This is a genomic window from Natrinema sp. HArc-T2, from assembly GCF_041821085.1.
In the GTDB taxonomy this organism is placed as follows: Archaea; Halobacteriota; Halobacteria; order Halobacteriales; family Natrialbaceae; genus Natrinema.
The window spans coordinates 1-23,711 of the sequence record NZ_JBGUAZ010000001.1 but is presented as its reverse complement, the minus strand read 5'-3'; the positions used below and the strand labels follow the sequence as shown (position 1 = coordinate 23,711).

General features: G+C 63.2%; 24 protein-coding genes and 1 rRNA gene. 12 read left to right on the top strand and 13 right to left on the bottom strand.

Annotation, left to right across the window (positions count from 1 at the left end):
• Positions 1 to 102 precede the first annotated feature (102 nt).
• Positions 103 to 1,488, bottom strand: a complete 1,386-nt coding sequence (gene purB / locus ACERI1_RS00125) for an adenylosuccinate lyase (RefSeq protein WP_373615990.1) — start codon at positions 1,486 to 1,488, stop codon at positions 103 to 105.
• A 177-nt stretch (positions 1,489 to 1,665) separates the two neighbouring features.
• Here purB and purH point away from each other — a divergent pair, with 177 nt between their 5' ends.
• From purH to ACERI1_RS00110, 3 genes are all read left to right on the top strand, one after another.
• A complete protein-coding gene (purH, locus tag ACERI1_RS00120; protein ID WP_373615989.1) occupies positions 1,666 to 3,303 on the top strand; it encodes a bifunctional phosphoribosylaminoimidazolecarboxamide formyltransferase/IMP cyclohydrolase in 1,638 nt (545 codons plus the stop codon).
• A 342-nt stretch (positions 3,304 to 3,645) separates the two neighbouring features.
• On the top strand, positions 3,646 to 3,840 hold the full coding sequence (locus ACERI1_RS00115; protein ID WP_373615988.1) for a hypothetical protein: 195 nt from the start codon (positions 3,646 to 3,648) through the stop codon (positions 3,838 to 3,840).
• A gap of 12 nt (positions 3,841 to 3,852) precedes the next feature.
• Positions 3,853 to 4,407, top strand: a complete 555-nt coding sequence (locus ACERI1_RS00110; RefSeq protein ID WP_373615987.1) for a metal-dependent hydrolase — start codon at positions 3,853 to 3,855, stop codon at positions 4,405 to 4,407.
• A gap of 289 nt (positions 4,408 to 4,696) precedes the next feature.
• Here the strand turns inward: ACERI1_RS00110 and ACERI1_RS00105 are convergent, their stop codons facing one another.
• From ACERI1_RS00105 to ACERI1_RS00080, 6 genes are all read right to left on the bottom strand, one after another.
• On the bottom strand, positions 4,697 to 5,422 hold the full coding sequence (locus ACERI1_RS00105) for a diphthine--ammonia ligase (protein ID WP_373615986.1): 726 nt from the start codon (positions 5,420 to 5,422) through the stop codon (positions 4,697 to 4,699).
• A 128-nt stretch (positions 5,423 to 5,550) separates the two neighbouring features.
• On the bottom strand, positions 5,551 to 6,798 hold the full coding sequence (locus ACERI1_RS00100; RefSeq protein ID WP_373615985.1) for a DUF373 family protein: 1,248 nt from the start codon (positions 6,796 to 6,798) through the stop codon (positions 5,551 to 5,553).
• A gap of 103 nt (positions 6,799 to 6,901) precedes the next feature.
• Positions 6,902 to 7,897, bottom strand: coding sequence for a signal peptide peptidase SppA (gene sppA, locus ACERI1_RS00095; protein WP_373615984.1), 996 nt, complete (start codon positions 7,895 to 7,897; stop codon positions 6,902 to 6,904).
• A 98-nt stretch (positions 7,898 to 7,995) separates the two neighbouring features.
• The gene (locus tag ACERI1_RS00090; RefSeq protein WP_373615983.1) at positions 7,996 to 9,342 is read right to left on the bottom strand and encodes a carboxylate--amine ligase; all 1,347 of its coding nucleotides are present in this window, start codon (positions 9,340 to 9,342) and stop codon (positions 7,996 to 7,998) included.
• A gap of 444 nt (positions 9,343 to 9,786) precedes the next feature.
• Entirely contained in the window at positions 9,787 to 10,668 is an 882-nt protein-coding gene (locus ACERI1_RS00085; RefSeq protein WP_130499688.1) for a coiled-coil protein, read from the bottom strand.
• A gap of 393 nt (positions 10,669 to 11,061) precedes the next feature.
• Positions 11,062 to 12,144, bottom strand: coding sequence for a tubulin/FtsZ family protein (locus ACERI1_RS00080; RefSeq protein WP_373615982.1), 1,083 nt, complete (start codon positions 12,142 to 12,144; stop codon positions 11,062 to 11,064).
• A 141-nt stretch (positions 12,145 to 12,285) separates the two neighbouring features.
• Between ACERI1_RS00080 and ACERI1_RS00075 the strand changes: the two genes are divergently transcribed.
• The 3 genes from ACERI1_RS00075 (at position 12,286) to ACERI1_RS00065 (ending at position 15,048) form a co-directional block, all read left to right on the top strand.
• Positions 12,286 to 12,711, top strand: a complete 426-nt coding sequence (locus tag ACERI1_RS00075; protein WP_373615981.1) for a DUF5791 family protein — start codon at positions 12,286 to 12,288, stop codon at positions 12,709 to 12,711.
• Positions 12,712 to 12,896: 185 nt separating this feature from the next.
• Positions 12,897 to 13,799, top strand: a complete 903-nt coding sequence (locus ACERI1_RS00070) for an SDR family oxidoreductase (RefSeq protein WP_373615980.1) — start codon at positions 12,897 to 12,899, stop codon at positions 13,797 to 13,799.
• A 58-nt stretch (positions 13,800 to 13,857) separates the two neighbouring features.
• Complete coding sequence (locus ACERI1_RS00065; protein ID WP_373615979.1) at positions 13,858 to 15,048, top strand: bifunctional oligoribonuclease/PAP phosphatase NrnA; 1,191 nt, start codon at positions 13,858 to 13,860, stop codon at positions 15,046 to 15,048.
• Positions 15,049 to 15,060: 12 nt separating this feature from the next.
• Here the strand turns inward: ACERI1_RS00065 and ACERI1_RS00060 are convergent, their stop codons facing one another.
• Entirely contained in the window at positions 15,061 to 15,231 is a 171-nt protein-coding gene (locus ACERI1_RS00060; RefSeq protein WP_373615978.1) for an HVO_0758 family zinc finger protein, read from the bottom strand.
• Positions 15,232 to 15,388: 157 nt separating this feature from the next.
• Between ACERI1_RS00060 and ACERI1_RS00055 the strand changes: the two genes are divergently transcribed.
• Genes ACERI1_RS00055 through ACERI1_RS00045 form a run of 3 tightly spaced genes read left to right on the top strand, consistent with a single transcriptional unit; the run spans position 15,389 to position 17,657 of the window.
• Positions 15,389 to 16,546, top strand: a complete 1,158-nt coding sequence (locus tag ACERI1_RS00055) for a glycosyl transferase family 2 (protein ID WP_373615977.1) — start codon at positions 15,389 to 15,391, stop codon at positions 16,544 to 16,546.
• 26 nt (positions 16,547 to 16,572) lie between these two features.
• Entirely contained in the window at positions 16,573 to 17,070 is a 498-nt protein-coding gene (locus tag ACERI1_RS00050; RefSeq protein WP_373615976.1) for a hypothetical protein, read from the top strand.
• A complete protein-coding gene (locus ACERI1_RS00045) occupies positions 17,067 to 17,657 on the top strand; it encodes a CoA pyrophosphatase (RefSeq protein WP_373615975.1) in 591 nt (196 codons plus the stop codon). The genes ACERI1_RS00050 and ACERI1_RS00045 overlap by 4 nt, the downstream gene beginning before the upstream one ends.
• A gap of 9 nt (positions 17,658 to 17,666) precedes the next feature.
• Here ACERI1_RS00045 and ACERI1_RS00040 read toward each other — a convergent pair whose 3' ends face one another.
• Complete coding sequence (locus tag ACERI1_RS00040) at positions 17,667 to 18,038, bottom strand: dihydroneopterin aldolase family protein (RefSeq protein ID WP_373615974.1); 372 nt, start codon at positions 18,036 to 18,038, stop codon at positions 17,667 to 17,669.
• A 153-nt stretch (positions 18,039 to 18,191) separates the two neighbouring features.
• Between ACERI1_RS00040 and azf the strand changes: the two genes are divergently transcribed.
• Positions 18,192 to 18,965 (top strand): NAD-dependent glucose-6-phosphate dehydrogenase Azf, encoded by a 774-nt coding sequence (gene azf / locus ACERI1_RS00035; protein ID WP_373615973.1) that lies wholly within the window; start codon positions 18,192 to 18,194, stop codon positions 18,963 to 18,965.
• Between the two features lie 36 nt (positions 18,966 to 19,001).
• Here the strand turns inward: azf and ACERI1_RS00030 are convergent, their stop codons facing one another.
• The 3 genes from ACERI1_RS00030 to ACERI1_RS00020 all read right to left on the bottom strand — a co-directional run bounded on the left by ACERI1_RS00030 (position 19,002) and on the right by ACERI1_RS00020 (position 21,925).
• Positions 19,002 to 19,616: a DUF309 domain-containing protein gene (locus ACERI1_RS00030; protein WP_373615972.1), complete on the bottom strand. Its 615-nt coding sequence runs from the start codon at positions 19,614 to 19,616 to the stop codon at positions 19,002 to 19,004.
• Between the two features lie 415 nt (positions 19,617 to 20,031).
• Entirely contained in the window at positions 20,032 to 21,129 is a 1,098-nt protein-coding gene (locus ACERI1_RS00025; RefSeq protein WP_373615971.1) for an aminopeptidase, read from the bottom strand.
• 73 nt (positions 21,130 to 21,202) lie between these two features.
• The gene (locus ACERI1_RS00020; RefSeq protein WP_373615970.1) at positions 21,203 to 21,925 is read right to left on the bottom strand and encodes a queuosine precursor transporter; all 723 of its coding nucleotides are present in this window, start codon (positions 21,923 to 21,925) and stop codon (positions 21,203 to 21,205) included.
• A 404-nt stretch (positions 21,926 to 22,329) separates the two neighbouring features.
• Between ACERI1_RS00020 and ACERI1_RS00015 the strand changes: the two genes are divergently transcribed.
• A complete protein-coding gene (locus ACERI1_RS00015; protein ID WP_049922404.1) occupies positions 22,330 to 22,524 on the top strand; it encodes a cold-shock protein in 195 nt (64 codons plus the stop codon).
• Positions 22,525 to 22,899: 375 nt separating this feature from the next.
• Complete coding sequence (locus ACERI1_RS00010; protein WP_373615969.1) at positions 22,900 to 23,175, top strand: PadR family transcriptional regulator; 276 nt, start codon at positions 22,900 to 22,902, stop codon at positions 23,173 to 23,175.
• A 349-nt stretch (positions 23,176 to 23,524) separates the two neighbouring features.
• Here the strand turns inward: ACERI1_RS00010 and rrf are convergent.
• Positions 23,525 to 23,646: ribosomal RNA gene (rrf, locus tag ACERI1_RS00005) — 5S ribosomal RNA — on the bottom strand.
• Positions 23,647 to 23,711: the final 65 nt, after the last annotated feature.

The following is a 23,711-nucleotide window of genomic DNA, read 5'->3' as shown; positions in this document are numbered from 1 at the left end:
CGAATGAGGGTCCCCAATACTGTCACGGTCCCGGAACCGGATTCCGGAACTGAGAGGTGAATCGGGACCAGTGATCGGAACTGACAGAAAACGAGTTCGCGATTACTCGAGGTCGTCGACCAACTCGCTCGCGACGCCGGTGTAGCCTGCCGGGGTCAGTGTATGGAGTTCCTCGCGGACGTCCTCGTCGACGTCTAGTTCGTCAAACATCTCGCGGAAGTCCTCGATGGTGACGTCCTTCCCGCGGGTGACGGCCTTGACGCGCTCGTAGGCGTCGGCCTGTCCCTCGCGCCGGAGGATCGTCTGGACGGCCTCGCCGATGATCTCGGGGGTCGACTCGAGCTCGTCGCGCATCACGTGTTCGTTCGGGACGACCTTCGAGAGGCCAGCAGCGGTCTTGCCGTAGCCGATCAGACAGTGGGCGAAGGCCCCGCCGATGTTGCGCTTGACGGTCGAATCGGAGAGGTCGCGCTGGAGCCGAGAGGTGGTGACGTAGTCCGCGAGGAAGGTAAGATCCGAGTTCGCCTTCGAGAGGTTGCCCTCGCTGTTCTCGAAGTCGATCGGGTTGACCTTGTGGGGCATCGTCGACGAGCCCGTCTCGCCCTCGACGGCTTCCTGGCCCAGGTAGCGGTCGGAGACGTAGAGCCACATGTCCAGATCGAGGTCGAGCAGGACATCGTTGGCTCCGCGGAACGCGTCGAAGACAGCCGCGAGGTCGTCACAGGGGTTGACTTGCGTCGTCAGTTCCTCGAACTCGAGGCCCAGCTCCTCAACGAAGTCCCGCGCGAAGGCCTGCCAGTCGACGTCGGGATAGGCGGCGACGTGGGCCGCGTAGGTACCTGACGCGCCCCCGAGTTTGCCACTGAGTTCATCGGTTGTCTGTCGAATCCGGCCCGTGGCGCGGCCCAGCCGCGAGGCGTAGACAGCCATCTCTTTCCCGAATGTCGTCGGGGTCGCGGGCTGTCCGTGGGTGCGTGCGAGCATCGGCAGATCGTGGTACTCGCGGGCCATGTCGGCGAGGGTCTCGCGCACGTCGTAGAGTTTGGGGAGCAACACTTCGTCGACGGCGTCGCGGACGAGCAGCCGGTGGGCGAGGTTGTTCACGTCCTCGCTGGTCAGTCCGAAATGAATCCAGGCCGAGGCGTCGCTGTCGTCGGGCAGCCGGTGGCGGACGAAGTACTCGACGGCCTTGACGTCGTGGTTGGTCGCCTCGAAATCGGCGTGGCCCTCCGCCTCGAGTTTCTTGATCAGCCGGGCGTCCTCCTCGGCGAAGTGGCTGTAGAGCCCGCGGAGGTGCTCGCGGTCCTCCAGGTCGAGTTCCAGCGGCGTCGCCTCGCAGTCGGCCAGCGCGATCAAGTATTCAACTTCGACGCGGACGCGGGCGCGCATGAGCGCGGCCTCGCTCGCGTACGGCGACAGCGGTGCAGTCCGGCTACCGTATCGGCCGTCCAGCGGCGAGACGGCATACAGGGCGTCGGTCTCTGTCATAGTGGCCGTTCGTCCAGCCCGTTGCAAAAGCGTATCGAAACCCGTGGCCGTTCGATCCCACGTGCGTGCATACCTCTGCCGATCGGTGATGAAATACAGCCAGAATGATACACGGATGTGTATATGTCGGCGCTCGAGACCGCAACCACTTTGCCGCTTGCGAGCGCGGGTTCGACCATGACGCGAATCGCCGGGATGGCCGGCAACCGAGGGCGCAACCTGTTGAACATCGCCGACCGCAAGCCGGGCGGCGCCGAGTTCGCCGTAATTCTGACCAACACCGAGGACGCGCCGGTCCTCGAGGCCGCCGCCGAACGCGGGATTCCGACCGAAGTCGTCCCGCTCGAGGATGGAATGAGCCGCCGCGAGCACGAGGAGGCAGTCCTCGAGGCACTGGGCGAGTACGAGTTCGACCTCGTCTGTCTGGACGGCTACATGCGGATCCTCTCGGATACGTTCCTCTCCGAGGCACCGACGACGCTGAACGTCCACCCCGCCTTGCTGCCGTCGTTCCCCGGCATGGACGCCTGGGGCGACGCGCTCGAGGCCGGCGTGTCGGTGACCGGCTGTACGGTCCACGTCGTCACCGACGCGACCGACGAGGACGGCGACGTACTCGAGGACGAAGTCGACATGGGGCCGATCGTCACCCAAGAGCCGATCCCCGTCTACGAGGGCGACGACGAGGATACCCTGAAAGAACGCGTCCTCTACGAGGGCGAGTTCCGCGCGTATCCCCGCGCCGTGAAGTGGGTCGCCGAGGACGCACTCGAGATCGATCTCGAGGCCGGCGAGGTCACAGTCGATGCCGACGTGGCGAGCACTGACAGTGACGATCACGATGGGCTGCCCGCCCGGCGGCTGGTCTCCGACGACCGCGCGGACACGCTTCGCTACGGCGAGAACCCCCACCAGGACGCTGCCGTCTACGCCGACTACACCTGCGACGAGGCGAGCGTCGTCCACGCCGACCAGCTGAACGAGGGCGCGAAGGGCCTGTCCTACAACAACTACAACGACGCCGACGGCGCGCTCAACCTCATCAAGGAGTTCGACGAGCCCGCAGCGGCAGTCATCAAGCACACCAACCCCGCAGGCTGTGCGACCGCCGACTCGCTGGCCGAGGCCTACGAGAAGGCCCTCTCGACGGACCCGATGAGCGCCTTCGGCGGCATCGTCGCGCTGAATCGGGAGTGCGATGCTGAAACGGCCGAGCAGATCATCGACTCGTTCAAGGAAGTCGTCGTCGCCCCCGGCTACACCGACGACGCGCTCGAGACGCTCTGCGAGAAAGACAACCTCCGCGTGCTCGATGTCGGCGAGCTCGGCGAGCAGACCGAGCGCTTCACCGAAAAGGACCTCGTCGGCGGCCGACTGGTCCAGGAACGGGACCTGCAGTCGATTTCGGTCGACGATCTCGAGGTCGTCACCGAGCGCGAGCCCACCGAGGAGGAACTCGAGTCGATGGTCTTCGCGTGGCAGACGCTCAAGCACGTGAAATCGAACGGGATCCTCTTTGCGGATGGCACCGAGACGGTCGGCGTCGGGATGGGACAGGTCTCCCGCGTCGACGCGGTCCGGCTGGCAGCGATGAAAGCCGACGAGCACGCCGAAGGCAAAGACGCCGAGGGCGCGGTCATGGCCTCGGACGCGTTCTTCCCGTTCCCGGACGGCATCGAAGAGGCCGCGAAAGCGGGTATCGAGGCAGTCGTCCAGCCCGGCGGCTCGGTCAACGACGAGGACGTCATCGAGGCTGCAGACGAACACGGCATGGCGATGGCGTTTACAGGACAGCGGTCGTTCAAGCACGATTAGAACCGCGAGCGATGCGCGGTTCGGAGCGAACATCGTGAGCGAGAACCGCGGAATGCGAACGGACACAACGTCCGTGAGCGAAGCGAGCGGCTTTTTGGTCGAGATTTTTCAAGGAGTGGTGAGTGAGCAGAGCGAACGAACCCGACGAGAAAAAGGTCGATGTCGAGATGGCGTTTACGGGTCAGCGCTCGTCAAGCACGATTAATGCCGTAAACGGTCACAACGGCCCCTAAGCGAGCGGTTTTCGTCGAGAATATTTCTATTAGTGTGAGAGCGAGGTCCTGTGAGCCTGCTGTTGCAGCGGTGTCGTACTTAGCCGTGAAGTGCCGACATCAACGGACGATGACGAACGTCAACTCGCGGACAGCGAACAAACTCAGTATCGTCTCAACGCTGATCGACAGCGCGCTGGCGTTTCGGCGTGGGCGACCAAAGAGCGGCCTCCTGTTACTGGGTGCAGCCGCGCTCTCGTCTCGCATTCCCGGCCTCGGGACAGCAGTGTCCGTGTTCCTCCGGGTCGTCCGGCGGCTCCGATAACCGCTCACCCACATGGTCGACGTCACTGGCCACCTCGGGATGGCGCTGCTGTTTGCCGCGCCAGCGTGGCTCATCTGGGGCCAACGGGGTGCACTGGGATTTACCGGCTTCGCGTTAGCGACTGCGATGCTCCCGGACACCGATCTCGTCCTTCGGCACGTCCTCCCGATCACCCACCACGGCATCACCCACACCCTACTGTTCGTGTCGCTGATGAGCGTTCTCGTCGGTGCAGGTGCCGCGAAGTGGCTCACCGACTGGTTCAACGCCAACCGCCTGATTCGAAGCACCGCCATCTCGGACGAGACCGTCTTGGTCTTCGCGACCGCTGGGTTGGTCCTCGGTGGAATCAGTCACATCTTCGCGGACCTCCTCTCTGCTCCCGACATCGCCGCCCCGCTCGAGCCGTTCTGGCCGCTGTACGCGAAACCGGTGATCATCGACGTGATCTATTACAATTCGCCGGTCTGGAATTTCGGGCTGTTCGCCGTTGCGATCGGCCTCCACGTGCTGCTCGCCTGGCACGAACGCGTCCCGTTCGAGAACCGCTACCGGATCGGTAACTAACGGGGCTCGACTCCGCTCTGCTACTCCAACTGCGCGTCTGTGATCCGCAATCGCCCGCGGGTTCCGTCCCACTCAGTCTCGTACTCGAGGTCGATCCGTCGATCCATGTGTGGCCCATCCACAACCAACGTCTCAGAACCACCTTTTTTGGCCTCGGGTCACCTGCGGTGACCACTCGGCGCAAAAATCTGGACCAAAAAGACCGCTCGTTCACTGGCTCACGGCTACGCCGTTCGCCTTGCCGCGGCGCGAAGCGCCGCGCATCCGTTCACTCGCGGGAGACGATCGCTTATTCCAGCTGTGCGTCCGTAATCCGCAACCGCCCGCGGGTTCCGTCCCACTCAGTCTCGTACTCGAGGTCGATCCGCCGATCCATATGCGGCCCGTCGACAACGAATGTCTCGAACTCGCCACCCTCACCCAGAATGTGGACGCCGTATTCCTCGTTGAGCGCCTCGAGTTCGGCGAGTGCCTCCCGATCGAGCGTTCGGCCAAGCCACGACTCGTCGAGGCCATGAGCTGCGACCTGAATGATCACGATTTCGAAGCCCGCCTCGAGCATCGCGTCGGCCAACTCGTGGGGATCTTCCTGCCACAGCGGGGCAAACAGCTCACAGCCCAGTCGGTCGCACATTCCCTGAATGCGGTTCGTCTGGTACTCGCTCTCGACGGCCCCCGCTGTGACGCCGGCGATGCCACCCTGGAGCGCGTAGTCGAGTTCCTCGAGGGCCGCCTCGAGTGGCTCGAGTTCGTCGTCACCCTGTGCGCTCGAGTCAGTCACTGCGTCGGCCCCGAAATCGTCGGGTTCGACGTCGACGAGGTCGATGCCAATGCTCTCAGCCGCCAGCGCAGCCAAGTCCGTCGCGGGGACGTGATACATATACGAGTCGCCAGCGGGGTGGACCGTGACGAGTCGTTCGACGGGCAAGCCACGCTCGATGGCCTGATACAGCGCCCACGCCGAGTCCTTGCCACCCGAAAAGAGACTCACCCACGCGCCGTCTGCGTCGCTCATGTGACGTGATCGGCAGGGACGGGTAAAGGGATACCGAGTTCGGGTTGGTATACTGTCGGACAACACGGATTACACATCGATCGAATTCGAGACACGATCGAGTGTTCATTGACTGTTGTCCGACAGTATTAGCGATCGCGATCGGGGTCAGCAGTCGTATTCGCACCACCGTCCGTGAGTTCGGGATCGGCCCGGTCAGAAAGTGTGCTACCTTCCGCGTCGGTCGTCGCGTCGGCCCCACCATCGGTTCGATCGCCGTCGTGTGACTCGCTCAGCGACGACGCGATCTGCGCGCCGACGAGACTGACGACGAGTGCCGAGACGACGAACAGTGCGAGTCGTTCGCCGGCGACTATCACGAACCGCTCGTTCGAGAAGATGCCGAATTCGTACGCCGAGACGACGAACGGCTCGATTTCACCCTGTTGCTCGAGGAAGTACGCGGAGAAACCACGAATCACCAAACCGACGGCGACGACGATAAACGGCAAGTTGAGAAAGGACTGCCGGACTGGATCATCACCGATCACTTCGTCGAGCAGCCGACCGGCGCTTGCGGTCAGTGCAGCCATCGCCAGCCAGGGGATGCTATCGAAGGCAAATCGCGTCGCCGGAAGCACCACACCGGGCGTCTCACCGAGGTTCGAGACGCCAAGCACCCCCATAAATAGCCCGACGAAGGTCAGTCCAGCCGCGACGACGTAGGTGACGACCGACACCTGACCGGAGTACAGCGATTCCCGCGTCTGATGGGAGAATCGGGCCAGCAGTTCGTCGATATTGAACCCCTTGTAGAGCAAGAAGAGGCCGATGACGGTCGTGATCGCCGCAGCGCCCTCTGCGGGACCGACAGTGGTCGCAAGGAGCGGGAAGACGAGCATCGTCAGCCCGATGGGGACGAGGACGGTCTGGCGAAGTTCCTCGTCGGCGAGGAACTGTTTGAGCAAGTAGTACGTCGATTCGATGTCCCGTGCCTGTCGGACGACGACCCGATCGACGGAGTCGACCCGGACGCGGCTCTCGACGATCGGGATCAGCCGTTCGTCCTCGGCGCTATCGGTCACCACGACCGCCGAATCGGGGTCGTGGTCAGCGATGAGGTCGTCGAGTTGTGCGGCGACCGCTCGGTCTGCCGAGACCATCGACTCGTGATCGCCCGAGACGACTGCGACGACGACCTCCTCGTTTTCGTCGCGTAAGTTCTGTGCGACCCGAAGCGACTCGAGCAAGGTATTGACACCCGAATCCTCCGGATCCGCGAGGCCGACGTCGGTCACGAGCGCGCGGACTGCCTCCCAGCCGACGACCGGCGAGCGGAGCCCGGTCTTGCGGCCCACGTCGTCGGTCCGGTCGAGGCAGACGACCAGCGTTGTCACGGTAGGCGATGCATTCCGTGCAACGATAAAACCACTTACTCGTTCGAGCCGGACTGTTGTGAGGACGTCCCATGGCAGCCGCCTCGAGCGCGCCTCGGCGCGATTAGCTACGCAGCCGGAACCCGTGGCCATCGCCGAGGCCGGCGATACCAGCACCGAACGCGTACGCGACCTGCTGGGCCCCCGTGCCAACGCGAGCCATCAACGGCCGCTGGGGCTCGAACTCCTCGACGGTGACTTCGTCAGTGTCGAGTCGGTCGGCTAGTTCCGTCTCGATCTCTCGGCGGGTGCCAAGATGATCAACGAGTTTCATATCGTAGGCTTCCTCACCGAGGTAAATCCGAGCCTCGGTGTCGCGGACGAATTCGGGCTCTAGGTCGCGGCCGTCGCTGACCCGCTCGACGAAGGTGTCGTAGTAGTCGTCGATCAACCCCTGGAGATACTCGCGTTCGTCGTCGTTCATCTCCTTGAGCGCCGTGCCGGCGTCTTTGTACTCGCCGGCGGCAAAGCGTTCGTAGGAGAGGCCGACCTTCTCGGCGAGGTCGCTGGCGTTGACTCGCGAGCCGATGACGCCGATCGAGCCGACGATCGAGCCTTCGCGAGCCCAGAGTTCGTCACAGCCGCTTGCGATCCAGTAGCCGCCGCTGGCACAGACGTCGGTCGCATAAGCGATCGTCGGCCCGTCGAAGCGCTGGGCTGCGAGTCGGATATCGTCGCTCGGGACGACCTCGCCACCGGGCGTGTTCAGCTTCAACAACAGCGCCCGGACGTTGTCGTCGTCGTCCGCGCGGTCGATCTGCTCGACGATATCGTCGGCCGGCGTCGCGCCCGGCGTCGTCGGCAGCGGGCCGCCACCGCCGTCCCGGCTGATCGGTCCCTCGACGGCGACCTCAGCGACGTCGTAGTCCGGAAACAGCGAACTAGCAGCGTTGCCCGCAAGCCGAACGCCGACGAGCGCGACGGCGAGCGCGAGTAGCACGCCCAGCAGATCCGTCAGCGTCTCCGGAAAGACGACGAACAGGGCGACACCGATAATCGCGAACGCGAGACCGCCACCGACGACGACTGCGAGTCGCTCGATACCCTCACTACTGACCACGGCAGTCACCTCGAGTCATATACCGATAGCTGGGTGCGGTTCCCGTTAAGGGTTGGCGGTCAGGCAAGCGAGCGACCCCATCTGACCAGCGGGATCGGCTACGAATCCGACGGCTGGCCGCCGTCGGTCTGGGCCGATCGCGTCGATTCCTCGTCCGTGCCCGGCTTCGTCTCCGTGGGCTCGACGCTGTCGTCGGTCAACTCGGACTCGAGACTGGTCTCGGTTTGATCCGGCACGCCGCTGTTGGATCGCCCGCCGAGCCACGCTCGCACGAGGTTGACGCCATCTTGGAAGAACGGCACCGGATCGTCGGGAACCGCGTAATCGAATCGCGGGTGAGACACCAGCGACGTCGCGACCTCGCGGACAGCCGTACCGAGCGACGGTCGCTCGACGAGTGGATACTCTTCAGTTGCGACGCTGTGGAGATAACTGAGTTCTCCCCGCAGGAGATGGCCGCCAACCCCGACCTCGTAGGTCGGCTCCGACGTAAGCTGTCCGTCGGTCGCCAGCTGCCAGTAGTAGTAGGGAAAATCCGCGCCGACACGGACTGAAAACGGCAGTGACGACCAAAAGCGCGGGTTGATCTCCATCAGCTTGAACTCGCCATCGGCGGGATCGCGCAGGAACTCCACCATCGCGAGTCCGTGCCACTCGAGTTCGTCGAGCAGCGCTCGGCCGGCAGTCTCGAGTTCGGGAATGTGGACCGACTCGCGGTAGGCACTGGGGCCGCCACAGTACTTCCAGCCGCGGCGCTGGCAGTGCTGGAAGGTCGCGACCGGGTCTCCGTGCTCGTAGAGTGCGAAAAAGCCGAACTCCCGCGAGTCGGGGATCCGTTCCTGAACGAGCGGGACGTGGCCGCGCCGCTCGAGTTCGGTCTCCGGATCGGGCTGTGTGCCCGGTCGCTGGTACTCCGTCGAGCCGATCTCCGCGTCGTCGAACCGCGCGCCGAGATAGGTCGGGGATGCGACGGTGTACCGTGGTTTGACGATCGTCTCTCGATCCCAGTCGTCCCACTGGTCGAGGAGCGCGGTCTCGGGAGCACCGACCCCGGCCGCATCAGCGGCTGCAAAGAGTTCGACGCGGTCCTGGACGCGTCGAAGCGTCTCGAAGTCCGGCCACGGCGTCGCGATGGCGTCCGCAAATTCGTCTTTGCGCTCGGCAAGAACGTAGATATCCTCCTCGCGAACCGGGATAATCGTCTCGACGTCCGACCGCTCGGCCAGCGAGAGCAGGGCGTCGCCGTACGCAGCGAGATCCGAATCCGGATCCGGCAGTCCAACGAACTCGTCGCGATAGACTGACGTGGCCGCCGGCGTCGATCGCGACTCTGAGCCGACGATCGTGCGAACACCGCGCGGTCGAAGCGAGCGGAGACACGCGACGGTACTCGGCGCGTCGATCCCCGGCACGACCACGCCCGCGTCGTCCCTGTGTCGTTCCATAGGCGATGGCTGTGGGCCCCATTCCATTGTTATAGATCGAATACTACGCCCCATCGAAATCGCCGCCGAACGAGCCCCGACCGAACGGTGGTAGGCATCACATATCCGTCCTCACGTGGCGACGCTCCGCCGACGAGGCGCGTTCGCGGTCGTCACCCAACTCGAGCCCTGAGCCACCGCGATTCGAACTGTCAGCCATGACCCGTTCTGTCGTAATCCCCAGCTACACCACGTCTCCCGTCCGAATAGTGATAGACTACGGCCTCGTCAGTGAGCAGTCTCATACGACGGGCTCGAGGGTGGCCGTCACCGGCGCGACAGTGATCGTCACGGCAGTTGGACGCGAATCTGGCATCCGCTCTCGACGTGACAACGCAGAAAACAGCGACGCATCCGCGTGCAAACCCCGAATATCGGGAGAAAATCGCGGTAGACGGGATCGACCTAGAGCAGCCCCGTCTTCTGGAGCTTCATCAGGTCCTCGGTGTCGAGGGTCTCGCCTTCCTTGAACTTCTGATAGATCTCTTCGGCCTCTTCTTTGGCCTCCTCTTTCTTCTTGTCGCGCTCGGACTTGCGCTCTTCTTCCTCTTTCTTGTCCAGTTCGCGCAGGCGCTTCTGGACGCGGACGAAGTCCTCGTGGTGGCGGTCGGCGGCTTCCTGGGCCTCGACGAACTTCTCGTGCATCTCGTCGGCCTCGTCACGGATGTCGTCGGCCTCGCGATAGGCCTCGATCATCTGGTTGTGATGTTCCTGGGCCTTGTCCGCAAGCTCCGTCACCTTCTGGTGGTGCTGGGAGGCTTCTGATCGGACTTCCTCGGCTTCCTCGACGAGCTCCTCGAGATCCTCGTTCTGGTCGAGTTTCTGTTTGCGCTCTTCGTACTCCTCGCGCTTGGACTCGATCTTCTCGATGAGCTCTTTCTCGTCTTCGCTCGAGAGGACCTCGGTCTGCTGTTTGAACTCGAGTTGCTCGATCTCTTCTTCGAGCTCCTCGAGATCCTTGCCCTCGTCGAGCTCCATGTCCGACTTGAGCTGCTCGACTTTGTCGAACAGCTCGTTGGCTTCGGCGTTGAGCTCGTTGCGGCTTTCCTTGTGCTCTTGGACCTGCTCGTTGAGCTCGTCGCGTTTCTCGCGGTGCTCTTGGGCTTTGTCGACCTTTTCGCGAGTCTTCGCGTTCAGGTCGTCGCGCTTGGATGCGCGCTCGGACGCCATCTGATTCAGGTCGTTTCGCCGGTCTCGCAGCTGCCCGGCCATTTTGATGAGCTGTCCTTTCGATTTGTTTTCTAGGTCGTCCTCTGTCAGTTCGATGTTTTTCGATTCGTCTACCATGTTAGTTAAACCTCTGTGCCATACCCGCACCGGGTGCCCAGTCGAACGATCGAGCGAGCTGCCCGCCGACGGTTCGGCGAGGGCCTCGCTGTGTCTGTTCTACTGTTCGGAGCGACTGCTCACGATCTGCGAAACCTCGGTGAATAAGATTTCCTGTCATCGATCGTCGAGCGATACGCGCCCCGGTGGCGTTCTGGTGACAGACAGTACTGTCGCCTATAATTTAAATGTACCGGTCGCATACCCCCTGAAAACCGTTAGCAGGGGCGTCGTTCCCCCATGTTGGGCTATACCACGGCTCGTGAGCAGCTTATAAATAAAACTGGTTACGGGGAAGGCGACCGGTCCCGATCGGCTCGCCGGCTAGTCGCGTAGTGCTCGAGCGATGCAGTCTTAGAAGAGATTCTCGAGTCGGTCGTCGGCAAACATCTCGGCGTGATCTGTCGAGTCGTTCTCTTGGGCCTGCTTTGCCTCCCGAGCCCGCTCCATGAACGTCTCGATCCGGTCGGATCGCTCTGCGCCGCCGAGGAGGACCAACGCGCCGAGGCGGTCGCTCTCGAGGGGAAAGTCGCCACCGCGGACCTGCATACTGCCAGTCTCGTCTTCGAGCCAGTGGCGGGCCTTCTCGACGCCCTTGCGTGGGATCGCGTCGGGCTGGCCCGCGATGACGAGCAGTGCCGCCTCCGCGGTCGTCGCATCCGGCAAACTCGTCCCCGTCAGCAGCGCCTGTCGGGAAACACTCATCGTCGTCCTGATGTTCTCGGCGCTGTCCTCGCTTGCGACTTCGGTGGCGTAGCCGAGTGCCGCGACGCCGCCCGCGCGCAACGTGTTGATGACTTCACTCGAGTCGACGACACTCTCGCCGACGCCTTCGACGGCCTCACCGGAGGCAAACAGCAGGCCGACCCGCCGTGCGATCCGCTCGTTGATCGTCTCGAAGGCGCTTTCGACGCTCTCACCCTGTTCGTGCCAGGCGTCGTTGTCGATCAACAGCGTCGCGTCGGCTTCTCGCAGCAGCGTCTTCAGCGAGCGACCGGCGTTAGCCTGATAGAGCGCCCCCTCGTTGCGCCCCGGCAGGACGCCGAGTGCGTACACTGGGACGTCGTAGACCTGCTTGAGGTGGTGGACGAGCACGGGCGCGCCGCCACTACCGGTGCCGCCACCGAGGCCGGCGACCACGAAAATCGCTTCGGCACTCGAGGTGACACGGCCATCGAGGGACCCAAGCACTTGCTGGATGTCCGACTGCATGACGTCCGTGCCGAGTTCGTTGTCGCCACCGACCCCGTGGCCGTTGACGCGGTCGGCACCGATCAGCTGCGTGTCGACGTACTCGAGCGATTGGAGGTCCGGTTTCGCGGAGTTGACGGCGAGCGCACCCTGAACGGCCCCAAAGTCCATGTCCGCATCGAACCGGACGAGCCGTTCAGTGATCTTCCCACCGGCCTGACCGACTCCGAGCAGGGCAACTTTCATACCACACCCATGCGCGAGCGGCCTGTTTAACGTTCCGGTGAATTGATATGCTACGTCGAGCGGTCACGCCGATCGAAGAACCACCCGTACCGACCGGTGGAGGTCACAATACCTTTCTGCCGTATTCCCCTCCGTTCGGATATGTTCTACGAACAGCGGATGATGGTTCCCGACTCGCCTGCCGCGTTACGGGCCGAGTACGAGGACGACCTCGCAACGATCGTCGACCAGCGCGGCCCCGAAGCCGTCGCCACCGACACCGATCTCGACGAAGACACGCTCGAGGCGCTCGCAAACGGCGACTCGCCGAATCTAACTCTCGAGGAAGCCGCCGCGATCCAGTCGCTCGCCGAGGACGAACCGGAGTCGGAGACGATGGTCACGATGGCGCTCGAGCATCTGCTACTGGGTATGTCGACGGCGGTTCTCGACGTCGAGGCACTCGAGAGCTATATCGACCTCGACCTCGAGGCAAAGGAGATCCAACAGAAGATCGAGGGACGAGCGCCGATGTCGTTCGCGGAGTTTGTCCACCTCCAGTACGTGATCGCAGACGGTGCGCCGTAGGCGGGGCCGCCGCTAGCCGGTACGGATCGCCGGGTGGGACGTGGACAGCGACGACCCGTGAACGAGGGGTGTCGCCGCGAACGCGGAGCGCTGATACGGATTCGAGGGCACCGTCGCACCGTCGAGTGACCGCCATTCCCGGCTGCGAGCGGTGAACCTATGCCGACCCGGCCACGAGGTCGCGTATGCGAGTTGCCATTCTCGGCTGCGGACACGTGGGTATCGAACTGGGCCGACAGCTCGCGGCTCGAGACCACGAGCCGATCGGCGTGCGCCGGTCGGACGAAGGCGTCGAGCAGATCGACGACGCTGGCTTCGAGGCCGTCCAGGCCGACATCACCGACCGCGAGGCGCTGGCGACGGTTCCCGACGTCGACGCGATCGTCTTCGCCGCGAGCAGCGGCGGTCGGGGAGCCGAGGCCGCCCGGGAAGTGTACGTTGAGGGCTTGCGGACGGCGATCGAGGCCTTCGGCGAGCGCGAGCACGTCCCCGACCGGCTCGTCTATACCTCCTCGACTGGTGTCCACGGCGACCACGACGGCGACTGGGTCAACGAGGAGACGCCACTCGAGCCCACGACCGACAAAACTGAAGTACTCGCGGAAGCCGAACGGCTCGCGCTCGAGGAACCAGTCAACTATGGGTTCGAGGGGACCGTTGCCCGGTTTGCCGGGCTCTACGGCCCCGGTCGGTACCGGCTCGAGCGCTATCTCGAGGGGCCTGTGACGGCGGGGTATCTGAACATGGTTCATCGGGACGACGCTGCCGGCGCGGTCCGGTACGTGCTCGAGGAAGACCTCGCGCGCGGCGAGGTCGTGCAGGTCGTCGACGACGAGCCGACCTCAAAGTGGGACTTCGCGGACTGGCTGGCCGACGAATGCGGCGTCGAGCAGCCGCCGAAGCGGACGAAAGCCGAACGGCTCGCGGACGACGATCTCTCGGAGGCGGGCCGGCGACGGATCCTGACGAGCAAGCGCTGTTCGAACGAGAACCTGCGCGAACTGGGCTACGAGTTCGCCTTTCCGACGTTCCGCGAGGGGTATCGTGATGCGATCGACCGCTATCGGACCTCAGGAGGCGACCGATAGCGGTCGAAAGCGGGCCTTTCGGGGGAACACTCTTGGTGATTCGATTTGACATGGCGATATGAGCGTTGGGACCGCCCCGACAGCCACCACGTTCGTCGGGGAGACGCTACTGGTATCCCAGTCGGTCGGTGACTCGGTCCGCTCGCTCGAGCCCCTCGTGCTGTCGCTGCTTGTTCTCGTCGTCGTTGCGCTCGTTCTCGGTATCTGGTGGCTCGTTCGCTGGTTTCGGCGACCGCCGGGGGTCCGATTCCAGCGTCTGCTGGCCGACTACGACGACGTGACCGTCCTGATGCACCCAAACCCCGATCCCGACGCCATGTCGTGTGCGATGGGCGTCGAACGAATCGCCGAATCGGTCGACACGGCTACGACGTTGCAGTACGCAGGCGAGATTCGTCATCAGGAGAATCGGGCGTTCCGGACCGTGCTCGGGCTCGAGGTCGAGTCCATCGAGACCAGTTCCCAGCTCGCGTCGGACGCGGTAGTCCTGGTCGATCACAACACGCCGCGGGGTTTTAGCGGTGCCCAGTCCATCGAGCCGGTCGCTATCGTCGACCACCACCCAGGGAACGGGGCCGGCACGAAGTTCACCGACGTCCGAACGGCCTACGGGGCGGCGTCGACGGTCCTCGTCGAGTATCTCATCGACATCGGCGCGACGATGGATGCAGCGGACGACTCGAGTTCGCTCGAGGTATCGCCGGAGCTTGCGACCGGGCTTCTCTATGGGATCCAGTCCGATACGAACCACCTGACGAACGGCTGCTCGCGGGCGGAGTTCGACGCCGCTGCGGCCTTATTTCCGGGAATTGACGAGGATCTGCTCGACCGAATCGCCAACCCGCAGGTCAGCGACGACGTGCTACAGGTCAAGGCAACGGCGATCACCGAAAAGCGGGTCGAAGGCCCCTTCGCCGTTTGTGACGTCGGAGAGATCGGCAACGTCGACGCGATTCCACAGGCTGCGGACGAACTCATGCACCTCGAGGGAGTCACGGCGGTCGTCGTCTACGGCGAACACGACGGGACGTTACATCTCTCCGGCCGGTCGCGTGACGATCGGGTCCACATGGGAGAGACGCTGCGCCACGCCATCAGCGACATTCCGATGGCCAGCGCGGGCGGCCACGCGCGGATGGGCGGTGGCCAGCTCTCGATCGATCACATGAACGGGATCGGCCCCTCCGATGGGATCAGCCACGAAGAGTTCGAAGAACGGCTCTTTTCGGCACTGGCCGGCGAGCGCTAGCGCTTGCGACTGTTAACGGATCTCCTTCCACTCGGACGCACAGTCAGGACAGATGCGGACCGTCTTGATCTCGTCCGGGTCGTTTTCGGTTTTGAGCGGCTTCTCGCAGTCTCCACAGACGAGTCGATCGTAGGTGTCTTTCTCTAGGTCGCCGTCACGGAGTGCCTTCCTGACTGATTGCATGCTCTGACTGTAAGCAGGACGGATAGAAAAAGACCGGTGCTTTTTCCGATGTCGAGTCGACCGACGGAGACGGGATCGAGTCGTCACCGTCCGCTTGCAGCCGCGCTATCTGGCCGGAGTCGTGGCCGTTTTATCGGTCCGCGCGAACAACCCATCGATGGAGTACCGTCAGGAGCGAATCGCGACGCTCCACGAGTTCGGCGAGGGCAACAGAATGGACAGCGACCTCGCCCGCGACGTTGTCGCCGCGGTCACCGAGACGGTCGTCGTCGTCCCGATGACCGCCCGCGAGTACGAGAGCCCTGCTGCCGAACGCGTCCTCGAGGAACTCGAGCGCCTCGAGCCTGCACCAGCGACCGTCTTCGTTCCCGTCCGCGCCGAGCGAGCGCAGATCGGGTCGTTTCGTGACTGGCTCGCCACCTTCGAGCTGCCGACGCAGGTCCTCTGGTGTAACGCACCCGGCGTGGATACGTTGCTCGCTGACGCCGGCTTGGCCGGCGACTGGGGGAAAGGACGAGACGTCTGGCTTGCGCTCGGACCGGCTGCCGCGGCTGCCGACGCCGTCGTCGTCCACGACGCCGACGCCAAAAGCTACGAGGCCGACCACGTCCAGCGGCTGCTCGCGCCGTTGACGATGGATTTCGAGTTCGCGAAGGGCTACTACGCCCGCGTCGAGCGTGGCCGACTCTACGGTCGGCTGTTTCGCCTGTTTTACGAACCGCTGCTTCGAGCGCTCGCGGACGCTCACGACGCCCCGATCGTCGACTACCTCGGGGCGTTCCGGTACGCACTGGCCGGCGAGTTCGCCGCGACCGCCGATCTCGCGCGTCGGCTGCAGCCGCCGCGGACGTGGGGCCTCGAGGTCGGCACGCTCGGTGACGCCTACGAACACGCTGGCTTCAGCGGGACAGCACAGGTCGACCTCGGTCGTCACGAACACGACCACCGGGCGGTCGACGGCGAGGCCGGCCTCGAGGGAATGAGCCGCGAGGTTGCCGCCGCGCTCCTGTGCGTGCTCGAAGACCACGGCGTCGTCCCCGACTACGAGACGCTGCCCGAGCGTTATCGGGCCGCCGGGACGACGCTGATCGATCAGTACCGTGTCGACGCGGCGTTCAACGGCCTCGAGTACGATTCCGCCAGCGAGCGAGCACAGGTGACACGCTACGCTGAGTCGATCGTGCCACCCAGAGCCGACACCGACACCGACATGCGCCTCCCGCGATGGGTCGACGCGCCGTTCGAGCCCGCGGACGTGCTCGCGGCGGCGCAACCGTGGCGACACCACAACGCTGAGTCGCGCTCACAAGACTAATCCCGACACCCGCCGTTAGGCTGCGTATGGACGCGACCGCCGACGAACTGGCCGGCGTGGTCGACCTCTTCGGGGGGTTGACCCGCGCGGAGTTAGCGCGGGCGCTCGACGAGGCCGCCTACCGTGCTGACGGGCAGGCAGTCGACGACGCAGCCCTCGCAACCGCGATCGACGAGGCACTCGCGTCGTTCGCGCTCGTTCGATACGACCCCGCAAATGAAGACGACGGGGCGACGGCTGCAGACGAGGGGCTGCTAGTTCCGGGGCCGACGGCCTTTCCCGCCGTTCCGGAGCACGCAGAAGACGTTCCCCACATCCTCGATGTCGACCGACGACACCCCGATCGCGAGCAACTCGGCGAGGCGGCGAGCGAACGATTCAGCGACGCCGTCGACGAAGCCATCACAGCGAGCGACGACGACCGGCTCCGAACGCTCCTCGATATCAGCTACGATCTCGAAGCGTGGGCCCCGGTCGATCTCACGGACGAACGGACGCGACTGGAGGACGCCCTCGAGGAATGACGACGAGACTGACCCTCGAGCCGGTTGCGGCCTACGAGGCCACCGAGATCGACGATCAAGAGTACGACGCGGCGGTCCTCGCGCCGATCGTCGACCGCGACGGCGAGGACCACCTGCTGTTTACCCGGCGAGCTGACCACCTCGGCGAGCATCCCGGCCAAATGAGCTTTCCCGGTGGCGGCGCCGAACCGGAGGACGCGACGATCCTCGAGACCGCACTCCGGGAGGCAAACGAGGAGATCGGCCTCGAGCACAGCGAGGCCGAGGTCGTCGGCCAACTCGACGACATCCGGACGGTCACCGAGTACGCTGTCACGCCCTTCGTCGCCAACGTCCCAGACCGCGAGTACGTCCGCGACGACAACGAGGTCGCCGAGATCGTCGTTCTCCCGCTGTCGGGATTGCTCGATCCCGAGAATTACGAGTACGAACGTCGCTCGCACCCCTACTACGGCGACATCGTCATCCACTACTTCCACGTCGACGGCTACACCGTCTGGGGCGCGACCGGTCGGATTCTAGTGCAACTGCTCGAGCTCGCGACGGCGTTTGAAGCACCCGAAAAAGTCGACCGCTCGAGCGTCTGAGTCGCGGTGTCAGTCGGACCCCTCGTCGCGGACCGATTCGAGGCGCATCAAGGGATAGCCGTCTTCCATTTCCATCCGGGTGACGATCTCACAGCCCTCGTAGTCGACGACGATTTCGACCTCGAGAAAGCGACCGGTGAGTTCGGTGTAGTCGGCCGTCGCGTCGGCGAGTTCGGCCTCGAGCTCGTCGACAAGCACGTCGACGGTCACTGCGGTGCAATGGGGCTGGTTTTCGATCGATTCTTCCATTGCTGACTCGAGACTCGCGGCGCTGTCCGGTGAAACAGGTGTGCCGGCGAACTGGTGGTACAGTGAGCCGAACTTGATGCCGGCCTCGAAGCAGGCAGCTTCCGCGTCAGTCGGTGTTGTGTCTGTGGGCATGTACAGGCCCTCGCGTGCGGTCGGGAAGGGGATTGCGATGCGAGCGAGCCGGATCGAGCGCCGTCGCTGCGAACGGGGAGACGCGTGCCACCATCGACCGCGCTGGGGCCGAATCGCATGGTACTTATCGACGCTGACCCTCACACCGAACGAATGGCACAGTCAGTCCTGCTCACGGGGGCTGCGGGGCGGGTCGGAACGGCCATCCTCGGCGGCCTGTCGGATGACTACGAGTGGCGGTTGCTGGATCGCGATCCACCGACGGGCGACCAGCCGGGCGAGTTCGTCGTCGCGGATATCACTGACGACGAGGCCGTCCGCGAGGCAATGGAAGGTATCGACGTCGTGATCCACCTCGCAGGCGATCCGCGACCGGAAGCGCCGTGGAACAGCGTCCTGACCAACAACATCGGCGGCACCCAGACGGTCTTCGAGGCAGCCGTCGAAGCCGGCGTTGAGAAGGTCGCGTTCGCCTCGTCGAACCACGCCGTCGGCAACTACGAGACCGACGAGCGCACGCCCGAGATGTACCGGGCCCACGACGATTACCTCCTCGATGGGACCGAACTCCCGCGACCGAGCAACCTCTATGGCGTCTCGAAAGCCGCCGGCGAAACCCTCGGTCGCTACTACCACGACGAACACGACCTCTCTGTCGTCTGCGTTCGCATCGGTAATCTCACCGAGGGCCACCCACCGATCGATTACGAGCGCGGACAAGCGATGTGGCTCTCCTACCGGGACTGTGCACACCTGTTCGACCGCTGTATCCGGGCCGACTACGACTACGAGATCGTCTACGGCATTTCGGATAACGACCGCAAGTACTACTCGATCGATCGTGCCCGTGAGGTGCTCGACTACGACCCCCAGGACAACTCCGCCCACTACGACGGCGAGGATCGGGTCCTCGAGCCCGACGCCTGAACGGAGCCGACGCTCGCACCCGCCTCCGTCGTTCGATTAGAATAACCCTTCAACGTCTTTCTCGCGAGCCTGTCTCCGGTCGACGTGTTCTTTGAGCCGCTGGAAAACGATCCCCCGATGCTCGTCCTCGCGAACGAAATCGAACAGCAATGTAATGAACTGGCTGGCGTCGTCACCGGCCTCGAGATCCCGCTGCGCGTACGCTCGCGCCTGTTCGATCGGTTCCTCGTCATAGCCGAACACCTCGGCGAAGACGACCGCCGCGATCGTCGTCGGCCCGATGTCGAGGTCGGATAGCGTCGGGGCAGTTCCCTCGTGTTCGATCTGTATCGGTGACTGCCGTTCGATGAGTTCGGGATCGGTCGCGAGACCTGTGAGGGACGATCGGACCGGCTCGAGGGCTAACTCGCGGTAGTCGGCAGGCAACGGCGCGAGATACGTCTGGGCGCTCTCGGCGAGGCCAACGGCACCCGTCCAGTTTCGCTCGCGAGCGTGGACCACCGCGCCGCTGTACTGGATGAGGCCATGCAGCAGGCGTTCGTCGTCGCTACCGGCCTCGAGGTCGAGCCAGTGATCCTCCCAGGCGTCGTGGGCGGCGTGGTAGTAGCCGTCGTTGAAGATCGCAACGCCGGCCCGGAGGTGATCGCGCATAGTCGTCGTTGGGCCTCGAGACTCGAGAACGTGACGGAACCGCCGACCATCGTCGAGACCGGCATCCGCCTACACTGGGAACGAGACGCCGATCACCGAGGTGTCGACGGCAGGCGTCCGCCCGGCAGGGCAAGAGACAACCACAGATCGATGACAGAGCCAGCCGATTATTCTCCGCCACCGGCAGGGCGGGGACTCAGTATGAGGGGCTGTCTCGATATTGGTATGCTGTTATTTCCGTTCGACAGCGAACAGCCGCTCTCTCGTAAGCAGCTAATACTGTCGGATACAGAGCCCGTGAGGGAACAAACACATCCTGCGTGCAGTCGGTGTCCTCTGTGTCATCCAGCAGTGGCACGGCCACTCGAGCACCAAGACACCGAGAGCACGCCGCTCTCCGCATAAAATGGACCGTTCAGCCGTCGAATCCTGGCTCGAACCGGAACGCACCGTTGCGCTGGATCACTGTTCCGTCGATCTCGAGGCGGGAGTCCTCGCTGACGTCGGTGATCAGGTCGACGTGGACCGCCGAGTCGTTGCCGGACTCGCCGGTGGGGAGACAAGCGTCGTAGGCCCGACCGAGCGCGAGGTGGACAGTATCGTCCATCTTCTCGTCGAAGAGGATGTTGTCCGTGTAGCGGTCGATCCCACGGTTCATGCCGATCCCGAGTTCGCCCAGTCGCCGTGCGCCCTCGTCCGTCTCGAGAATGTCGCCGATGACGGCTGCGCCCTGATCGGCATCGTAGTCGACGACCTCGCCGTCAGCGAACTCGAGGCGGACGTTCCGGACGGGCTCCCCTCGAAGGGTCATCGGCACGTCGAACGTGACCGTCCCCTCGGTCCCGGCAGGTGCCGTAAAGACCTCACCGCTTGGCAGGTTATGCGAGTCGTACGCAACCGAGGCAGCACTGTTGACCGCCGTGCGATCGTCGATTCGCATGGTCAGGTCGGTCCCCTCCGAGACGAGTCGGACCACATCGCCGTCATCGAGGAGGGTCTTGAGCTGGGCCATCTCCTCGGCAAGCGACTCCCAGTCCCGAAGGATCGCATTGTAAGCGAAATCTCGGTACTCCTCGTAGGCCATGTTCGCTTGCTGTGCGAGCGACCGCGTCGGATGAACCGTCGACACCCAGCGGGTACCCAGTCGCGCCTCGCGAATCTCACGTCGAGCGTCGTTGTACGCCTGCCGCTGGTCACCGGAAACGTCGGCCGTTGCGCTCGTGTTTCGACCGCCGCCAAGCGAGAGGTAGACATCGGTGTTCTCGAGCAGCGCGAGTTCGTGGGCCGGATTCGCATCGAAGTCGCCGTCGTGAGCCTGGAGATAGGCCCGCGTAATCTCGCCTGAACGATAGGTCGCGAGCAGGTTCGCCCCACGGGAGCCGAGTTCTTCTGCGACGGCGACCGCCAGTTCGTGAGCGTCCGGGCCGACCGATAGGACGACGTTATCACCCGCCTCGATACGAGCGCTCCAGTCGACCAATACCGCGGCGTGTTCGCGTACGCGTTCGTCCATAGGTATGGCTCTCGAGGGAGCTACTAAACGCTCTCCGTTCGGAGGACCCACCGCAATCGTGGCCACCAGCGACTCAGACGGACTGCATGTCGTCAGCGACCAGCCCCTCGCGCGAGCGCACGATCGAGACGATCGCGTAGACGACCGGTGTATCGAGGAGGGCAATCAGGAACTTCAGCAGGTACTGTCCCACCATCAACGAGAGCAAGACATCGGTGGGGAGCACGGCACCGACGCCGAGAATCGCCGGTGCGATGGCGAACGCGACCGACACGAAGATGACGGTATCGATCGCCTGGCTGCTCGCCGTCGACGCGATGTTGCGAAGCCAGAGCATTTCGGCACCGGTGTACTCCCGAATCCGATGAAAGACGATCACGTCCCAGTTCTGGCTGACGATGTACGCGAGCAGACTGCCGAGGACGATGTTTGTCGACGCGCCGAGAACCGTCGCGAACTGGCTAGCGCTGCTCGAGTTGGCTGCCGGCGCAGCGATCGTCGACCAGACGAGCGCGAGCACGATAAAATTCAGACCGAACCCAACGTTGACCACGATCTGGCCCGCACGCCGACCGTACAGCTCGGTATAGCAGTCGCTCGCGAGAAACGTCAACGCGTACGCGAGTGCCGCACCAGGCAACACGAGTTGGGACCCCGTCACTGGGAGCGAGACGGGGAGTTCGAACGCCAGTACCTTCGATGCGGTCACCTGCGCAGTCACGAGCGCCGTTACGAACAGTCCGATCAAGGCCACCTGCGCGATCGTCGGCACTCTCTGGGTCCGTGCCTGGGTCATACCGGAGATATCCAGTGGATCCACCTAAGCGGTGCCATTCCGAAGCGACCTGCTCGAGTAACGGTCCGAGTTCTGCTCAAATCAATCACGACCGACTCGAGACCGTTTCTGGACGATCACCTGATTCGCTCTCGGACGAAACCGACTGAACTGGCCTCTGCTCGCTGGCTTTCATCTCCAAACGACTACTCGCATCCAGCAGTACGACGGATTCCGCGCCGCCTCGGGTGGTCGACACGTCGGTTTCTCGAGTGACGATTATATCGAAGAGTGAGAACAGTTGAATCCGCTGTTTCTTCGATACTCGCCCCGTGATCGTTGGATACAGGAAGCTATTATTTTTGTTTCTACATGTACTCCATAACAGAACTGTTATACGTGTCGGGGGACTCTTTCGAATTGCAATGGCGAAAGGAAACGTTGATTTCTTCAACGACACAGGCGGCTACGGTTTCATTTCGACGGACGACGCGGACGATGACGTTTTCTTCCACATGGAAGACGTTGGCGGTCCGGACCTCGAAGAAGGCACAGAGATCGAATTCGACATCGAACAGGCCCCCAAGGGCCCCCGCGCCACCAACGTCACCCGCCTGTAATACGGCTTCTTGCGTTCGGTAACGGGTTTTCACAGTCGACTATCGTTCTTTCGCGCACTACGAGACGGCTAGCAGCCGCTACCAAGTGCGTTCGCGATGACTGCGTAAGCACCAGTCACGGGACTCGACTCAAGTAGTCACTACTCGTGCCGTTGTACGCTTATCGTTCGCTACTGTAGATAGTCTCTACGTCCCGTCTATATCTGATACTGAACAGTCGCTACAAGTATGGAACCGGGTTTAACTCGTTGTTACTAACTGAAATGGGTGTGATGAATACGAACGCCATAGTTCGCTCCGCGAAACGTGTGCGGAACAGTTGATACGAAATCGATAACAAATAGCCGGGTTCCCGTTCGTCCACTCGAGGACACAATGGACGATCTGACAGGGTTTCAACGAGACCTACTCTACGTAATTGCAGGGGCCGATCAGCCGTCCGGTCAGGACGTAAAGGACGAGATTGAAACATACTACAGCAGTGAAATCAACCACGGTCGATTATATCCAAATCTCGACACCCTCGTCAATAAGGAACTCGTCGAGAAGGGACAGCTCGATCGGCGGACCAACTACTACGAGATCAGCGATCACGGTCGACAAGCCATCGAGGAGCGTCGGGAATGGGAACAGCAGTATCTCAACGATTGAGATCGTAGCTACCTCTGTGACGGCTCACATCCCTGCATCGGGCGTCAACATGGGTCAGGCTGCAGTTGCTGTACTGAACACGAAGTCACACTACTGGAAACCCGCCAACGCGAAAGATCGTTACGTGCTCGAGATCACGGCTATAGTAACACGACTGAAACTGTTTACGCACTGATCGCACAGCCTCGTGCGATCAAGTGTGCACTGACTTTCAGTGGCTACTATAATTGACACAGCTGCTGCGCTGACGGGTGAGTTTTGAGGCGACTGGTATCGACGATGAGCGCCGATCCAGTCTTGATGATAAAAGGAACCCCACACAGCAGTAGCTATGTGAGAATAATATGAATGAAAGCGGCGAATCGACGTTCCCAGAGGGTCGCCCACTCCAGTACTTGCCGATACGCAGGCGAGCTTATCTTCCGTGTTCGGGATGGGTACGGGAGGCACCTCGCCGCTGTGGCCGCTGTAATGCCAATCGGCGGAATCGAACCGCCGTCAAACCGTAATCGGTGAATGATGACCGTATTGGTCGA

Bases quoted from the DNA above. Each gene is read 5' to 3' on its own strand.
- ACERI1_RS00090 (WP_373615983.1), bottom strand. From the start codon at position 9,342: ATGGAACGACACAGGGACGACGCGGGCGTGGTCGTGCCGGGGATCGAC.
- ACERI1_RS00030 (WP_373615972.1), bottom strand. From the start codon at position 19,616: ATGCGCGATCACCTCCGGGCCGGCGTTGCGATCTTCAACGACGGCTAC.
- ACERI1_RS00060 (WP_373615978.1), bottom strand. From the start codon at position 15,231: ATGCAATCAGTCAGGAAGGCACTCCGTGACGGCGACCTAGAGAAAGAC.
- ACERI1_RS00025 (WP_373615971.1), bottom strand. From the start codon at position 21,129: ATGGACGAACGCGTACGCGAACACGCCGCGGTATTGGTCGACTGGAGC.
- ACERI1_RS00070 (WP_373615980.1), top strand. From the start codon at position 12,897: ATGCGAGTTGCCATTCTCGGCTGCGGACACGTGGGTATCGAACTGGGC.
- ACERI1_RS00020 (WP_373615970.1), bottom strand. From the start codon at position 21,925: ATGACCCAGGCACGGACCCAGAGAGTGCCGACGATCGCGCAGGTGGCC.
- ACERI1_RS00050 (WP_373615976.1), top strand. From the start codon at position 16,573: ATGGACGCGACCGCCGACGAACTGGCCGGCGTGGTCGACCTCTTCGGG.
- ACERI1_RS00110 (WP_373615987.1), top strand. From the start codon at position 3,853: ATGGTCGACGTCACTGGCCACCTCGGGATGGCGCTGCTGTTTGCCGCG.
- ACERI1_RS00055 (WP_373615977.1), top strand. From the start codon at position 15,389: ATGGAGTACCGTCAGGAGCGAATCGCGACGCTCCACGAGTTCGGCGAG.
- purB (WP_373615990.1), bottom strand. From the start codon at position 1,488: ATGACAGAGACCGACGCCCTGTATGCCGTCTCGCCGCTGGACGGCCGA.
- ACERI1_RS00065 (WP_373615979.1), top strand. From the start codon at position 13,858: ATGAGCGTTGGGACCGCCCCGACAGCCACCACGTTCGTCGGGGAGACG.
- ACERI1_RS00045 (WP_373615975.1), top strand. From the start codon at position 17,067: ATGACGACGAGACTGACCCTCGAGCCGGTTGCGGCCTACGAGGCCACC.
- ACERI1_RS00105 (WP_373615986.1), bottom strand. From the start codon at position 5,422: ATGAGCGACGCAGACGGCGCGTGGGTGAGTCTCTTTTCGGGTGGCAAG.
- ACERI1_RS00010 (WP_373615969.1), top strand. From the start codon at position 22,900: ATGGACGATCTGACAGGGTTTCAACGAGACCTACTCTACGTAATTGCA.
- azf (WP_373615973.1), top strand. From the start codon at position 18,192: ATGGCACAGTCAGTCCTGCTCACGGGGGCTGCGGGGCGGGTCGGAACG.
- ACERI1_RS00075 (WP_373615981.1), top strand. From the start codon at position 12,286: ATGTTCTACGAACAGCGGATGATGGTTCCCGACTCGCCTGCCGCGTTA.
- ACERI1_RS00080 (WP_373615982.1), bottom strand. From the start codon at position 12,144: ATGAAAGTTGCCCTGCTCGGAGTCGGTCAGGCCGGTGGGAAGATCACT.
- ACERI1_RS00040 (WP_373615974.1), bottom strand. From the start codon at position 18,038: ATGCCCACAGACACAACACCGACTGACGCGGAAGCTGCCTGCTTCGAG.
- purH (WP_373615989.1), top strand. From the start codon at position 1,666: ATGACGCGAATCGCCGGGATGGCCGGCAACCGAGGGCGCAACCTGTTG.
- ACERI1_RS00085 (WP_130499688.1), bottom strand. From the start codon at position 10,668: ATGGTAGACGAATCGAAAAACATCGAACTGACAGAGGACGACCTAGAA.
- ACERI1_RS00115 (WP_373615988.1), top strand. From the start codon at position 3,646: ATGACGAACGTCAACTCGCGGACAGCGAACAAACTCAGTATCGTCTCA.
- ACERI1_RS00015 (WP_049922404.1), top strand. From the start codon at position 22,330: ATGGCGAAAGGAAACGTTGATTTCTTCAACGACACAGGCGGCTACGGT.